The sequence below is a fragment of the Clostridium sp. MCC345 genome (assembly GCF_018785345.1).
GTDB classification, from domain to species: domain Bacteria; phylum Bacillota; class Clostridia; order Lachnospirales; family Anaerotignaceae; genus Anaerotignum_A; species Anaerotignum_A faecicola.
Genome location: NZ_WQPP01000017.1, coordinates 51,287 through 64,591, shown reverse-complemented (window position 1 = coordinate 64,591; position 13,305 = coordinate 51,287). Strand labels below are relative to the sequence as shown.

Here is a 13,305-nt window from a genome sequence, read left to right as displayed (position 1 = left end):
TCTCAAATTAAAGCCATAGATTTTTATAATAACAGGAAAATGCAGGGATTGCAAGCGATTTTTCTTGATTTATCAAGGGATTCTGCGGGGTTTCGGCTTTTTTATGCGCAGAATTTATGGTACAATAATAAAATAGCGATAGGGGGGATGAGGATGACAGTATTTTTTCATGCACATATAGACGAACTGGAGTATATGCTGCGTATCGCGATTGCGGCACTGTGCGGCGGCATCATCGGCTTTGAGCGCAGCCGTATGCGCAAGGAGGCAGGTTTGCGGACGCATATTATTGTTGCAGTTGGTGCTGCACTTCTGATGATTGTTTCCAAATACGGCTTTACGGATATTTTGGATACGCCCGGAATACGGGTGGATGGCTCTCGTGTGGCAGCAAATGTCATTACGGGGATTTCCTTCCTTGGGGCAGGGGTTATCTTCGTGCGCGATGTTTCTATTAAAGGGCTGACAACGGCGGCAGGACTATGGTCGATGGCAGGGGTTGGGCTTGCGATTGGCGCAGGGATGTATGCAATCGGGATTTTCTCCACCGCGCTGATTATGCTGATTCAGGTGTTCGCGCGCGGAAAGCTGCGCAAGCTGGACGGCCCTGTCCGTGATACCTTCAGCATTACCTACGAAAATATGCCGAATGGCTTGGAGGCGTTGAAGGCACAGCTGAAAAACCGCAATATTTTTATTCATCATATTGAGATGGAAAAGAATCCGGATGGGACGGTAAAGGTGATACTGGATGTCAGCCGTGAGCATGCCATCACCTGTACGGATTTGGCAGATATCTTCGCGGAGGATGAAAAAATTAAGGCGTTCCGCTTATAATGAGAAAGAGAACCGAGTGTTTAGGTGTGTTCCAATAAGAAAACGTGAAGAAAATGAAATAGCTGAAAGTTTGCGGATACAAGGAAGTTTCCCGCAGACATCCTTTGACTTAGGCTGTCAAGGGGAACTGACGCAATAGCCGCAGCTTTCAGCATTTCAGAATTCAAGGTTTCTTATTTGGGCGCACCTTTAGGAGCATTCGGTTTTTTTATTGCCCGAAAGCCTGCATACTTTCCCAAAACCCTGCCATACTAACCAAAACAGATGGGAAAGGCGGGGTGAAATGGATATTTATATTAAGCCTGCGGAAAAGGTGCAGCTTGTGGGGAAGCGAGAGGTGCTTCTGCGCGACGTTGCGGAGGTTTTTCTGAGCGGACAGACGGCAGGCGAGGCAGAGCGGCTTGTGGTTTTTCGGATTCCGGAGGAGCGAAAAAAGACGTATCTCCTCTCTGTGGTGGATTTGATACAGGCGCTCAATCGGAAATACCCCGATGCAACAGTGAACAACGTCGGGGAAATGGATATCCTGATTGAATATCTGCCGCAGGCAGAGGGGCGCAATCTGCTCTGGGTCTGGACGAAGGTGGCGTTTGTTTCTCTGGTGCTGTTCGTGGGAGCCTCCACAACGATTATGTGCTTTCATTCGGATACACAGCTGCCGCTGATTTTTGAAAATATGTATTATCTCTTTTTTGAGGAAAGCAAGGAGGTGCCGAAGCTGCTTTCCATTCCCTACAGCATTGGTCTGGGGCTTGGCATTATCGTTTTCTTCAACCATTTTTCAAAAATCACGCTCACGCAGGACCCGACCCCCATTGAAATTGAAATGACGACCTACGAGAAGGAAACCAACGCCAGCGTGATTGACCATCTGAACCGCCGTAAGGGGGGCGCATGATGCTGAAAACGATTTATCTGATATTTTTGGGGCTGACCTCCGGCTGCATGGTAGCGGCAGGCACATTTGCCTTTATCGCTGCCATCGGCATTGTGCCGCGCATGGCAAAGCGGACGGAAACACAGCGGTTCATCCGCGTCTATGAGGATGCCATTGTGCTTGGGGGAATCTGGGGGACAACGGCAATGTTTATCAGGTATCGTCTGCCCTCTGTGCCGCTGCTTCCGGGCTGCTATGCGCTCTGCACGGGGATTTTCGTGGGGGTGCTTGCAATGGCACTGACAGAGGTGCTGAATGTCATTCCGATTCTGCTGCGGCGCACAAGGCTGACAAAGGGTCTGCCGTGGCTCATTCTTGCGTTTGCGCTGGGGAAGGTGTGCGGCTCTCTGGTGTATTTTCTGGTGGACGGATTTTATGTGCTTTAAAGCTATTGAAAAGGGGTGATTTGATTGGATACATCCAAGCAGGCACAGCAAAGCTATGATGCAATGGTAAAAAAGGCTTCGCCCAACAGTCCGATTCTGAGCAACTGCGTGAAAGCGTTTATTTCGGGTGGTCTGATTTGTGTTCTGGGGCAGGCGTTGCTGATGCTTTATACGAAAAAGGGGATTTCCGAAACGGATGCGGCACTCTGGGTTTCCATCACGCTGATTGGAATTTCTGCGGTGCTGACTGCCTTCGGTTTGTATGAAAAGCTGGGAAAATTCTGCGGCGCAGGCACGATTGTGCCGATTACGGGCTTTGCCAATTCCGTTGTTTCCCCTGCGATTGAGTTCAAAAAGGAGGGGATGGTATTCGGCATGGCGGCGAAAATGTTTATTGTCGCAGGCCCTGTCATTGTTTACGGCACGCTGACCTCTATGGCGGTCGGGCTGATTTATTATCTGGTAAGGGTGGTGTGAGGATGAGCAAGAGGATAGGCAGGCAGACGGTGCGTCTTGCGGAAGGAGTTGTGATTCTTTCCGCGGCATCCACCGTAGGCCCGAAGGAGGCGGAAGGCCCTCTGGGGAAATATTTTGACCAAAAGACAGAGGATGCGCTTTTTGGGGAGGCTACATGGGAGCTGGCAGAAAGCAAATTTGTGGAGAAAAACATGGCGCTGACCTTACAGAAGGCAAATCTGAAGGCGAAGGAGGTCGATTATATTCTCTGCGGCGATTTGCTGAACCAATGCACCGGCTCAACCTTTGGTGTACGGCAATTTGAAATTCCGTTTTTCGGCTTATTCGGTGCCTGCTCCACGATGGGCGAAGCCATGAGCCTTGGGGCAATGCTGATTGACGGCGGCTTTGCGAACCACGTTCTGGCAGGAGCATCCAGTCATTTCTGCGCGGCGGAAAAGCAGTTTCGCTTTCCTCTGCCACTGGGGACACAGCGTCCGCCAACCGCGACATGGACGGTGACGGGGGATGGCGCGGTGGTTCTGGCGCGAAAGGGGAATGGACCGAAAATTGTAGAAATCACTACGGGGAAAATTGTGGATATGGGCGTAACGGATGCGAATAATATGGGAGCGGCAATGGCTCCTGCCGCGGCAGATTTATTGCAGACACATTTTGCGGATACGGGCAGAACGCCGCAGGATTATGATGTGATTGCAACGGGAGATTTGGGAACGGTCGGCAGAGAGCTGGTGGTCGAGCTTCTGGCGAAGGCAGGCTATGAAATGGACAGCCGCTATACGGACTGCGGCATTGAAATTTTCGATAACGAAACGCAGGATACCCATGCAGGCGGCAGTGGCTGTGCCTGCTCTGCGGTAACATTCTGCGCCTATTTTTATCCAAGGCTGCTTTCCGGGGAAATCGGGCGCATGCTGTTCATCCCGACAGGGGCATTGATGAGCCCTACTTCTTCTCAGCAGGGGCAGTCTATCCCCGGCATTGCGCATGGACTTGTGATAGAGGGCTGCAAAAAGGGGGCGAAGAAATGACGGAGCTTTTGAAGGCTTTTTTAGTGGGAGGCTTGCTTTGCGTCATCGGACAGCTTCTGATTGATAAGACAAAGCTGATGTCGGGGCGGATTCTGGTGCTGTATGTCTGCATCGGGTGCATCCTTGGCGGCTTGGGAATTTATCAGAAAATCGAAGGCTTCGGCGGCGCAGGGGCAACCGTTCCGCTTACGGGCTTTGGCTTTCGCCTTGCGGAGGGGGTCATGAAGGAGGTTGAGCACGCAGGGATTCTCGGCATTTTTACGGGCGGCATCAAGTCCGCCGCGGCAGGGATTACGGCGGCTGTTTTCTTTGCATTTTTTTCCGCGCTTTTTGCAAATCCAAAAGAAAAATAAAATAAAAGGTGCGCCCAAATAAGAAAACTTGAATTCTGAAATGCTGAAGGCTGCGGCTACTGCGTCAGTTTCTTCCTGTTTTCTTATTGGACATACCTAATGCAAAATTTATGGTTTTTGCAGAAAGACCTGCAAAAATCGAAAGGATGAGCAATCCTCTCTGAATTATTGCCAAAAAATTCTATGCAAGTTTATGTATTATTCAATATACATTTTGCGGCGAACGTGCTATAATAAGGATAACAAAAAAATAAAAAGGAAGTGGAGCCCATGCACAGCGCTATTGGGTCCCGCAAGGATTTCAATAACTTGGATGAAGATCAGTTGTTGGCGGAGTATAAGGTGTGTCTGGAAGGACTTCTGGAACACGAGCAGGTTCTCAAGCTGGACTTGCATACACAGCATTGCAATACAAGCAGACTTCAGCATAGTATAAATGTATCCTATTACAGCTTTCTGATTTGCTACAAGATGGGGTGGGATTATCATTCCGCAGCCAGAGCAGGGTTACTGCATGATTTGTACTTTTATGATTGGCGGGTAAAGAAATATATTCGTTCCAGCCATTCCTCTTGGCATCCGCGCATTGCGCTTCTGAATGCACAGAAAATCACAAAGCTGAATAAGGTCGAAATGGACGCGATTCGTAAGCATATGTGGCCTTGTACACTGATTCCGCCCCGTTATATCGAATCCTATGTTGTTACCTTCGTTGATAAAATCTGTGCTGTCTGCGAATTTGCAGAACGCAGCTACGCAGAGGCAGCAAAGAAAGTCGTACGGAGATTCAGAAGAGGCTTTGTTTCTTAATCCTTGACGGGACGTATGCAGACAGAACATTACAATTTCATACGTTTTTTTGGAAGTGACAGAAAAATAATCAATCAAACAGATAAAGCAGAAAAAGGAATCCTCCGTATGAGAAATCTACGGAGGATTTTTTATGTGCGAAAAATATCAGCCGTTTTGTCTGGGGTAGACCATATTTTCCTCTTTGATGCAGGAAAGCACCTCATCCACGAATTTCTGACATTCGATTCTGGTGATGCCGAGGTTGTGGTCAAGGTAATTGCCGCACATTTCGGGCTTTGCGGCAGGGATTTCCTCGTCAAAGTCCGCCATATACTGATAGCAGTCCTTCATAATTTCCGCCACATCCGCAGATTCCAGATCTCCCTTGAAGATGACATACATCCCTGTGCGACAGCCCATGGGGCCGACATAGATGGTTTTATCCGCCCAGACGGGGTGCGCGCGGAAGAAGGTTGCCATCAGATGCTCGATGGTGTGCATCACGGAGGTATCCATCACCATTTCGCGGTTCGGCTCCTTCATGCGAACATCAAAGGTTGTCAGAATGCCGTCACCGACGGTATCCTTTCTGGAAACATAAATTCCGCGGAGCAGTCGATTGTGGTCAATGCCAAAGCTTGTTACGTCCATTTTTTTCATCCTTTCCAATTTGTGTTTCATTGCTTTTCATTGTACCTATTTTCTGTTCGGATTGCAAGGGCTTCCAATAATACTGTATACCTATAGGAATTGCGTTGCATAATAGAAAAAAGTTCGCTATAATGTGAAAAAGCAACATTTTTTCGGAAACAAAAGATAAAAGAGAGAGAAAGAAGGCATGCAATATGGGCAAGGTTTTGACAAGAGAGGAAGCTTGGGAATTACTGAACGAATATAATAAGGAGCCATTCCATCTGCGCCACGGCGAAACAGTTGAGGGCGTGATGCGCTATCTGGCACAGGAGCTGGGCTATGGCGACGAGGTGGATTTCTGGGGCAATGTCGGTCTGCTGCACGATTTGGATTTTGAACAGTGGCCCGAGGAGCACTGCGCCAAGGTGCAGGAGCTGATGCGGGAAAGAGATATTGACGAAAGAATGATTCATGCGGTGGCAAGCCATGGCTACGGCATCTGCTGCGATATTGAGCCGGAGCATGAAATGGAAAAGGTGCTTTTCGCTGTGGATGAGCTGACAGGGCTGATTGGTGCGGCGGCGCTGATGCGTCCCTCCAAGAGCGTAAAGGATATGGAGCTGAAATCCGTAAAGAAAAAATTCAAGGATAAGCATTTTGCCGCAGGCTGTGACAGAGAAATCATCAAAACAGGCGCAGAACGTCTGGGTTGGGAGCTGGATGAGCTGATTCAGAAAACACTGGACGGCATGAAGGCGGACGAAAGAAACGCATAAAGCGTATAGTGGACAATGGTGGACACATAATAGACAATAGTGGACACATACCGGATATATAGTGGACAATAGTGGACACATACCGGACACCTCTTTTCGGGAGAACGATTCTTTCCGAAGGAGGTGTTTTTCTTTTCGGAAAAATAAGAAAAAATCAAGCACTTCTTAATAGAAAATTTCTTTTTTATGGGGGAATTTTGTTGTATACTATAAAATAAGGCGGAATATTTACAAAAGAAACGGAGATGAGGTTTGTGAGAGAGCATTTGAAGGATTGCAGGCGCATTGTTGTGAAGGTAGGCACCTCCACGATTACCTATCCAAACGGCAGGCTGAACCTGAAACGGGTGGAGGAGCTGGCTTGGGTGCTGACGGATTTACGCAACCGCGGCAAGGATGTTATTCTGGTTTCGAGCGGCGCGATTGGGGTCGGCGCAGTGCGTATGGCAATGAAAACACGCCCGACTGCTGTGCGCGAAAAGCAGGCGGCGGCAGCTGTGGGACAGGCAATGCTGATGCAGATTTATCATAATTTTTTCGACAGGTATAATCAGACGGTGGCACAGGTGCTTCTGACAAAGGAGGAGTTGAGCAGCGACAGCCGCTATGAAAATACAAAAAACACACTGGAAACCCTTCTGGAAATGGGCATTATTCCTATCGTCAATGCAAACGATACCATTTCCACCTACGAAATTGAAATTTCCGATAATGACCGCCTTTCTGCCATGGTAGCGGAAATCATTCATGCGGATTTGCTGTTGCTGCTGACGGATATTGATGCGCTTTATGATAAGGACCCGCGCAACAATCCCGATGCAAGGCGCGTGGCACATGTGGCAGCGGTGACGGATGAAATCAGAGCCATGGCGGGGGAGAAAAAGGGCTCGGAATTCAGCGTAGGCGGCATGAAAACAAAGCTGCAGGCGGCAGGCATCTGCCTTGCGGCAAATGTAAAAATGGCAATCGCCAACGGCGAAGATCCGAAGGTCATCCACCGCATCATCGATGGAGAGGACATCGGTACGCTGTTTGGCTGATACAGGAAATGATGAAAAAAGAAAAGCTTGAGAAAAATTGGAGGTTCACACAATGAGTTATTGCCCGAATTGCGGCAGACAGATTCTGGATGAAAGTCTGGGCTGCCCTGTATGTAATGTAAGAAATAATATTGACCCGACCAAAAAGCCCGTACCCACGGAACAGACGGATGAATATAAGGAAGGCAACAGCTTTCGGGAGGAAGCAAAAGCGGAGCAGGCGGAAACCGTGGATTCCTTTACCGTAGAGGAAGCCGACGGCAAAACACACCACTTTGAGACCAACGAGGAAACCGGTGATGCCGAATATAAAAAGAAAAACACCGTAGATGCGGATGCAAAAATCCCGACTGCAATCAAAGTTCTGGTTATCGTGCTGATTGTTGCGGTTGGCGGTCTGGGCGCGATTGCGGGCTGCGTGGCAGGCGTTGCGCTGAGCAAAAGCCCCTCTGAGGATTACCGCCACTTCGGGAAAACCATGATGACGGTCAGCATTGTGATGCTGGTGCTTTCCTTTATCTGCTGTGTGCTCGGCACAGCGGCAGGTGCGTTCTCCAACATCATGTACGAAACCTTTTGATAGGCTATGTTTCTGACAAGAATGGGCTCTGCTGTCTGTCACAGGATGGCAGAGCGTAGCTTTCTCTGGGGGCAGGGAACAATGCCACTTTGCGCCCGCTGTACGGGAATTTATGTCGGGGTGCTTCTGGCGTTTTGCTTTCTGCTTCTGAAAAGACGGATGGACGCAGGAAGACCCTTTTCCAAGGGACAGGCAATGCTGACGGCGCTGATGATTCTGCCGATTGGGATAGACGGACTGGGCAGCTATTTCGGCTTTTGGGAAAGCAATCAGCTGATGCGCGTGCTTTCGGGCAGTCTGGTGGGGGCGGTTGTCCCCGGTTTTCTGCTGCTGGCGGTCAATTTTGACCCTGCACAGGGCAACAAACAGCCGATTTATGAGCATACAACGGAGCTGCTTCTGCTTTTGCTGCTTTCCGCAGGGCTTGGCTTTGGTCTGTGGCTTGGTCTGCCGTTTGCAGGCGTGCTTGCGGTTGCTTCTGTTCTGGGGGAAATTCTGCTCTGGGGCGGCTTTGTCTGGCTGCTTCTGAAAAATCTCTGCGGCAGGAAACGGCTTCCGTTCTGGCAAATCTCTTTGGCGGCGGCGTTTCTGGGTCTGTATGCGATAGGAGGTTTGATGCAGTGAAAAAGGAATTACGGCAAAGGGCACTTGCGGTACGCAATGCCTTAGAAAAACGGGAGGAAAAAAGCAGACAGATTGCGGCGCATATTCTGGAGAGTGCGGCATATCAGAATACAGAGCGGATTTTTACCTTTGTGAGCATGGGCTCCGAGGTGGAAACGGAGGAAATTATCCGACAGGCGTGGCAGGATGGGAAAGCTGTTGCCGTGCCGAAAACGGAGAAGCACAGAGAAATGCACTTTTATGAAATCCGATCCCTTGCGGAGCTTTCGGAGGGGCGTTTCGGCGTAAGAGAGCCGAAGGGCGGCGCAGTCTGCGTCCCGAAGGAGGGAGATTTGCTGCTTGTTCCCGGCTTATTGTTTGATGGAAAAAAGAACCGCCTTGGCTATGGCGGCGGTTATTATGATACCTATTTTGCAAAGCATAAGGAAGGAAAGAGAATCGGGCTTGCGTTTGCGGCGCAGCGTTTCGCGGAGGAATTGCCGACGGAGGAAACGGACGTGCCGTTAGATGCAGTCATAACGGAAAACGGATGGGAGGAATGAAGATGAGCAGCTTGATTGAAATGGGACAAAGAGCGAAGGATGCGGCGGTGGTTTTGGCAACCCTGTCCACCCCTGCGAAAAATAAGGCGTTGCTTGCCTCTGCGGATGCCCTGCTTGCGGCAAAGGCAGAGATTCTGGCGAAAAATAAGGCAGATGTGGATGCGGCAGTGGAAGCAGGCATCAAGGGCGCATTTATCGACAGACTGACGCTGACCGAGGCGCGCCTTGCGGATATGGCAGAGGGGCTGCGGCAGGTGGCAAAGCTGGATGACCCTGTAGGCGAGGTGCTGTCCATGAAAACACTGGACAATGGACTGGTGATTGGACAGAAGCGTGTCCCCATGGGTGTCATCGGGATTATTTTTGAAGCACGCCCGAATGTGGCGGCGGATGCCTTCGGACTTTGCCTGAAAGCCGGCAGTGCGGTTATTCTGCGCGGCGGCAAGGAAGCCTTTCAGACGAATCAGGCGGTGATTTGCGCTCTGCGCGGCGCATTGGCGGCAGAGGGTCTGCCGGAGGACTGTGTGCAGATGGTTCCCGATACCTCCCGTGAAACGGCAAATGAAATGATGCGGCTGAATGGCTATTTGGATGTGCTGATTCCGCGCGGCGGCGCAGGCTTAATCAACAGCGTGGTGCAGAACAGCACCGTTCCCGTCATCCAGACGGGCGTTGGCAACTGCCATGTGTTTGTGGATGAAAGCGCGGATTTGGAAAAGGCGGCACGCATCGTCATCAATGCGAAAACACAGCGCCCCGGAGTTTGCAATGCCTGCGAAAGTCTGCTTGTGCATGAAGCCATTGCGGAGAAATTCATGCCGGAAATCGGGAAGGCATTACAGGAAAGGAAGGTCGAAATCCGTGGAGATGAAGCCACACAGGGATTGGTTTCGGGCGCAGTGCCTGCAACGGAGGCGGATTGGGCAACCGAATATGAGGATTATATCATTTCCGCAAGGGTGGTAAAGGATATTGACGAAGCCATCCGCCATATCAGAAAATACAGCACCGGTCATTCCGAAGCCATCGTGACGGAAAATTATACCAATGCACAGCGTTTTCTGAATGAGGTGGATGCGGCAGCGGTGTATGTCAATGCGTCTACGCGGTTTACGGATGGCGGTCAGTTCGGCTTCGGTGCGGAAATCGGCATCAGCACGCAGAAGCTGCATGCGCGCGGCCCTATGGGGCTGAAGGAGCTGACAACGACAAAGTATATTATCTACGGAAATGGTCAGATCAGAGAATAAGCAGGAGGAAAAATCCATGCAGGACAAACATTATTTGGATGACTGGATTCATGTGCCCATTTGCCAGAAGGGGGATAAGCTGTATCATTACACAACGGCGGAAGGCATCCGCGGCATTGTGGAGAATCGGGAATTTGTGGCAACGAAAAGCGATTTTCTGAATGATAAGATGGAATTTCAATATGCCGTTGAGGTGATGGAGCGGCTGATTGAAAGATATATTGTGAATACGGATTTGCGCATGCAGTTTTCCGCAAAGCTGAAGGCGGAAATTGACCGTATCGGCATTATTTCTTCTGCTCATGCCGCTTTGGATGAGGATGAAATGAGCTTTTATGTGGTGGCATTTTCCAAGCAGAATAATAATTCTCTGCTCTGGGCAGAATTTACGGATTTTCGCGGCTATTGTCTGGAATTTGATTATGAAAAGATTGTAGAGGGCTTCCGGCATCGCGTATTCCTGCACGGAACGGTGATTTATGATGAGGAGGAGCAGATGAACGGGCTTCTGGAAAGTCTGCTTTCCTGCATCCATAGCCTTGTGGAAAAGGGAGCGAAGGATTTGCAGGGCTTTTTCGAGGAGGACGCAATTCCTTCGGAGGAATCGCTGAATCAGCTGGTCGATGCAATGGCGGTGGTCTGCTCTGTGTATACAATGTTTTTCAAAAAAAGCTATTTTGCAGGGGAGGAGGAATATCGGTTCATTTTTCCGCCGCTGCATTATGAGAAGGGGCAGGATAGACCGCAGTTTCGCCTGCTGGATCAGATTTTTCTTCCCTATATCATGGTGGAGCTAGAGACGGAGCAGCAGGAGCTTCCCTTGCAGAGTGTCATGGTTGGCGCAAAAAACAACAGCGATATTGCCGTGCGTGGCATGAAATATTTTCTGAAAACACAGGGACTGGATATTCCCGTTTTGCTTTCGGATATTCCTCTGCGGTATTAAAAAAAGAACAGCCTGTAGGAAGTTGCTTTCGTACAGGCTTTTTTGTTGGATTTGACTAATTTCTGCCCTTCGGGTAAAATATAACAATACGGCATTTTGCCAAAAACTATCGCAGAGAGGATTTGAAACTATGAATGGTTCTTTTTTGGTAATACTTCTGGGGATTCCGGGGATTCTGGTGGCGACAACCGTCCACGAATTTGTCAGAGCACTGACCTCAACGGTTCTGGGGGATAATTACCCCAAAAGTCAGGGACAGGTGACGCTGAACCCCGTCAAGCATTTTGAGCCCATCGGCTTTCTGATGATGCTCTACAGCGGCGGCTTCGGCTGGGGCAAGCCTGTGGAAACGAGTGCATTATATTATAAAAACAGAAAAAGAGATACGCTTCTGGTTGCGATTCTGCCGACCGTAGTCAATCTCATTCTGGGTCTGGTGTTCCTTTTTGCTTACGGCACATTCCGGAGCAAGGGGTATTATATCGGCACACTGCTTCATTATCTGGCATATTATAATGTTGCGCTGGCGGTGTATAATGTACTGCCTGTTGCGCCTATGGACTGCACAAAGGTGCTTGCGGTGCTGCTGCCGGCAAATCAGTATTTCAAATATATGCAGAATGAAAAGCTGATTCAGATGCTGTTTCTGTTCCTGCTGTTCTTCGGGATGATTACAGGCTTCATGGATAAAATCATTTACGCGGTGCTTTCCCTGTTCGGCGGCATGATTGGTTTGATGTAAGCATAAGGAAGGGAATTCTATGGAGACAATCAATATCAGACTGGCAGCGTTTGAAGGCCCTTTGGATTTGCTATATCATCTGATTGAAAAAAACGAAATTGATATTTATGATATTCCCATTGCGGCGCTGACAGAACAATACCTCGCCTATCTGGATGCGGCAGAGGACAGGGATATGGACGGCATGAGCGAATTTTTGCTGATGGCGGCAACGCTGCTTGAAATCAAAAGCAAGCTGCTCCTGCCCAAGCCGAAGGCAGAGGAGGAGGAAGGCCCCGACCCCAGAGAGGAGCTGGTACAGCGCCTGCTGGAATATAAGCGGATTAAGGACGCAACGGAGACCCTCAAGGAGCGCGAGGAGGAAGCGGCGCTTGTGTACTATAAGGAAGCGGATGCCTCTGTGGCAAAGCTGAAGGAACAGCCGCCGCAGGAATTGGAGGATTTATTGCAGGGCATCACCATGGATGACCTCTATCAGGCGTTCCGACAGGTGATGGCGAGAAAGGAAACCAAGGAGGATAAGGTGCGCAGCTCCTTCCGTTCGGTGCAGAAGGATTTATTTACCGTTGGCGAAAAGATGGAATACATCCGCGATATGCTGATTCTGCATCCGCATGAAAAAACAGCCTTCCATACCATTTTCCGCAGAAATGCAGGGAAGATGGAAAGGGTTGTGACCTTTCTGGCGCTGTTGGAGCTGATTAAGCAGAAGGAAGTGCAGATTACGCAGGAGAAAAACTTTGGTGAAATTTTCATCAGCAGATATGATGAAGGAGGGGCAGAATGAGATTATCGGAGCTAGAAGCGGTTGTGGAGTCCCTGCTGTTTATTGCCGGTGACGCGGTGCCCTTGGCATCCATCGCGCAGACGATTGAGCTGGATCAGGCAACGACGCGGGCAGTCGTGCTTTCCCTTGCGGATAAATACGAGAAGGAAAAACGGGGACTGCGGATTGTGGAGATTGCGGACGCGTATCAGATGTGTACGGCGGCGGAATGCTTTGAATATATCCGCAATATGTATAAAAGCCCACAGCGGCAGGGACTGACGCAGTCCCTTCTGGAAACGCTGGCGATTATCGCCTATAAGCAGCCGATGACGCGCGCGCAGGTGGAGGAAATTCGAGGGGTCAATTCTGACCATGCGGTGACGAAGCTTCTGGAAAAGCGGCTGATTTGTGAGATCGGGCGGGCAGATACCCCCGGCAAGCCGATTTTGTTTGGCACAAGCAAGGAATTTCTGCGGTATTTCGGCTTTAAGAGTATTCGGGAGCTGCCGCCTTTGGAGGAAGAAAATTCGGAAGAAGCCAAGGAGAAGGATGCGGAAACAGAGTTTCATACATAAGCGAAAAACAGAATA

The 13,305-nt window shown here is 49.7% G+C and carries 18 protein-coding genes; 17 read left to right on the top strand and 1 reads right to left on the bottom strand.

Annotation, left to right across the window (positions count from 1 at the left end; genetic code table 11):
* Positions 1-153: 153 nt before the first annotated feature.
* From GPK49_RS04425 to GPK49_RS04395, 7 genes are all read left to right on the top strand, one after another.
* The gene (locus tag GPK49_RS04425) at positions 154-837 is read left to right on the top strand and encodes an MgtC/SapB family protein (protein WP_016407989.1); all 684 of its coding nucleotides are present in this window, start codon (positions 154-156) and stop codon (positions 835-837) included.
* 283 nt (positions 838-1,120) lie between these two features.
* A complete protein-coding gene (locus tag GPK49_RS04420; protein WP_215676864.1) occupies positions 1,121-1,735 on the top strand; it encodes a stage V sporulation protein AA in 615 nt (204 codons plus the stop codon).
* Positions 1,735-2,160, top strand: a complete 426-nt coding sequence (locus GPK49_RS04415; protein ID WP_016407987.1) for a stage V sporulation protein AB — start codon at positions 1,735-1,737, stop codon at positions 2,158-2,160. Before GPK49_RS04420 ends, GPK49_RS04415 begins: the two co-directional genes overlap by 1 nt.
* 24 nt (positions 2,161-2,184) lie before the next feature.
* On the top strand, positions 2,185-2,637 hold the full coding sequence (gene spoVAC / locus GPK49_RS04410) for a stage V sporulation protein AC (RefSeq protein ID WP_318283833.1): 453 nt from the start codon (positions 2,185-2,187) through the stop codon (positions 2,635-2,637).
* 2 nt (positions 2,638-2,639) lie between these two features.
* On the top strand, positions 2,640-3,668 hold the full coding sequence (spoVAD, locus tag GPK49_RS04405) for a stage V sporulation protein AD (RefSeq protein ID WP_215676863.1): 1,029 nt from the start codon (positions 2,640-2,642) through the stop codon (positions 3,666-3,668).
* On the top strand, positions 3,665-4,021 hold the full coding sequence (gene spoVAE / locus GPK49_RS04400) for a stage V sporulation protein AE (RefSeq protein ID WP_016407984.1): 357 nt from the start codon (positions 3,665-3,667) through the stop codon (positions 4,019-4,021). Before spoVAD ends, spoVAE begins: the two co-directional genes overlap by 4 nt.
* A gap of 270 nt (positions 4,022-4,291) precedes the next feature.
* Complete coding sequence (locus tag GPK49_RS04395) at positions 4,292-4,831, top strand: hD domain protein (protein WP_016407983.1); 540 nt, start codon at positions 4,292-4,294, stop codon at positions 4,829-4,831.
* A gap of 147 nt (positions 4,832-4,978) precedes the next feature.
* On the opposite strand, the gene GPK49_RS04390 is transcribed toward GPK49_RS04395, so the two are convergent.
* Positions 4,979-5,464, bottom strand: a complete 486-nt coding sequence (locus tag GPK49_RS04390) for an S-ribosylhomocysteine lyase (protein WP_330648184.1) — start codon at positions 5,462-5,464, stop codon at positions 4,979-4,981.
* Between the two features lie 194 nt (positions 5,465-5,658).
* On the opposite strand from GPK49_RS04390, the gene GPK49_RS04385 reads away from it, so the two are divergent.
* The 10 genes from GPK49_RS04385 (at position 5,659) to scpB (ending at position 13,290) form a co-directional block, all read left to right on the top strand.
* Positions 5,659-6,222 (top strand): hydrolase, encoded by a 564-nt coding sequence (locus GPK49_RS04385; protein ID WP_215676862.1) that lies wholly within the window; start codon positions 5,659-5,661, stop codon positions 6,220-6,222.
* Between the two features lie 245 nt (positions 6,223-6,467).
* Positions 6,468-7,262, top strand: a complete 795-nt coding sequence (gene proB / locus GPK49_RS04380; protein ID WP_118579182.1) for a glutamate 5-kinase — start codon at positions 6,468-6,470, stop codon at positions 7,260-7,262.
* A gap of 52 nt (positions 7,263-7,314) precedes the next feature.
* On the top strand, positions 7,315-7,842 hold the full coding sequence (locus tag GPK49_RS04375; protein WP_215676861.1) for a hypothetical protein: 528 nt from the start codon (positions 7,315-7,317) through the stop codon (positions 7,840-7,842).
* Between the two features lie 6 nt (positions 7,843-7,848).
* Complete coding sequence (locus GPK49_RS04370; protein ID WP_215676860.1) at positions 7,849-8,466, top strand: DUF2085 domain-containing protein; 618 nt, start codon at positions 7,849-7,851, stop codon at positions 8,464-8,466.
* A complete protein-coding gene (locus GPK49_RS04365) occupies positions 8,463-9,008 on the top strand; it encodes a 5-formyltetrahydrofolate cyclo-ligase (protein WP_215676859.1) in 546 nt (181 codons plus the stop codon). The genes GPK49_RS04370 and GPK49_RS04365 overlap by 4 nt, the downstream gene beginning before the upstream one ends.
* A gap of 2 nt (positions 9,009-9,010) precedes the next feature.
* A complete protein-coding gene (locus tag GPK49_RS04360; protein ID WP_124984415.1) occupies positions 9,011-10,258 on the top strand; it encodes a glutamate-5-semialdehyde dehydrogenase in 1,248 nt (415 codons plus the stop codon).
* A gap of 16 nt (positions 10,259-10,274) precedes the next feature.
* Entirely contained in the window at positions 10,275-11,204 is a 930-nt protein-coding gene (locus GPK49_RS04355) for a DUF2971 domain-containing protein (protein ID WP_016407975.1), read from the top strand.
* Between the two features lie 130 nt (positions 11,205-11,334).
* Complete coding sequence (locus GPK49_RS04350) at positions 11,335-11,946, top strand: site-2 protease family protein (RefSeq protein WP_215676858.1); 612 nt, start codon at positions 11,335-11,337, stop codon at positions 11,944-11,946.
* A 19-nt stretch (positions 11,947-11,965) separates the two neighbouring features.
* Positions 11,966-12,733 (top strand): segregation and condensation protein A, encoded by a 768-nt coding sequence (locus tag GPK49_RS04345; protein WP_016407973.1) that lies wholly within the window; start codon positions 11,966-11,968, stop codon positions 12,731-12,733.
* A complete protein-coding gene (gene scpB / locus GPK49_RS04340) occupies positions 12,730-13,290 on the top strand; it encodes an SMC-Scp complex subunit ScpB (protein ID WP_215676857.1) in 561 nt (186 codons plus the stop codon). The genes GPK49_RS04345 and scpB overlap by 4 nt, the downstream gene beginning before the upstream one ends.
* The last annotated feature ends 15 nt before the right edge of the window (positions 13,291-13,305 follow it).

What these genes read in the sequence shown, in the direction of transcription:
- GPK49_RS04355 (WP_016407975.1), top strand. Translation starts at nt 10,275, where the DNA reads ATGCAGGACAAACATTATTTGGATGACTGGATTCATGTGCCCATTTGC.
- GPK49_RS04395 (WP_016407983.1), top strand. Translation starts at nt 4,292, where the DNA reads ATGCACAGCGCTATTGGGTCCCGCAAGGATTTCAATAACTTGGATGAA.
- GPK49_RS04345 (WP_016407973.1), top strand. Translation starts at nt 11,966, where the DNA reads ATGGAGACAATCAATATCAGACTGGCAGCGTTTGAAGGCCCTTTGGAT.
- GPK49_RS04375 (WP_215676861.1), top strand. Translation starts at nt 7,315, where the DNA reads ATGAGTTATTGCCCGAATTGCGGCAGACAGATTCTGGATGAAAGTCTG.
- GPK49_RS04425 (WP_016407989.1), top strand. Translation starts at nt 154, where the DNA reads ATGACAGTATTTTTTCATGCACATATAGACGAACTGGAGTATATGCTG.
- GPK49_RS04420 (WP_215676864.1), top strand. Translation starts at nt 1,121, where the DNA reads ATGGATATTTATATTAAGCCTGCGGAAAAGGTGCAGCTTGTGGGGAAG.
- GPK49_RS04370 (WP_215676860.1), top strand. Translation starts at nt 7,849, where the DNA reads ATGTTTCTGACAAGAATGGGCTCTGCTGTCTGTCACAGGATGGCAGAG.
- spoVAD (WP_215676863.1), top strand. Translation starts at nt 2,640, where the DNA reads ATGAGCAAGAGGATAGGCAGGCAGACGGTGCGTCTTGCGGAAGGAGTT.
- GPK49_RS04415 (WP_016407987.1), top strand. Translation starts at nt 1,735, where the DNA reads ATGCTGAAAACGATTTATCTGATATTTTTGGGGCTGACCTCCGGCTGC.
- scpB (WP_215676857.1), top strand. Translation starts at nt 12,730, where the DNA reads ATGAGATTATCGGAGCTAGAAGCGGTTGTGGAGTCCCTGCTGTTTATT.
- GPK49_RS04385 (WP_215676862.1), top strand. Translation starts at nt 5,659, where the DNA reads ATGGGCAAGGTTTTGACAAGAGAGGAAGCTTGGGAATTACTGAACGAA.
- proB (WP_118579182.1), top strand. Translation starts at nt 6,468, where the DNA reads ATGAGGTTTGTGAGAGAGCATTTGAAGGATTGCAGGCGCATTGTTGTG.
- GPK49_RS04360 (WP_124984415.1), top strand. Translation starts at nt 9,011, where the DNA reads ATGAGCAGCTTGATTGAAATGGGACAAAGAGCGAAGGATGCGGCGGTG.
- spoVAE (WP_016407984.1), top strand. Translation starts at nt 3,665, where the DNA reads ATGACGGAGCTTTTGAAGGCTTTTTTAGTGGGAGGCTTGCTTTGCGTC.
- GPK49_RS04350 (WP_215676858.1), top strand. Translation starts at nt 11,335, where the DNA reads ATGAATGGTTCTTTTTTGGTAATACTTCTGGGGATTCCGGGGATTCTG.
- GPK49_RS04390 (WP_330648184.1), bottom strand. Translation starts at nt 5,464, where the DNA reads ATGGACGTAACAAGCTTTGGCATTGACCACAATCGACTGCTCCGCGGA.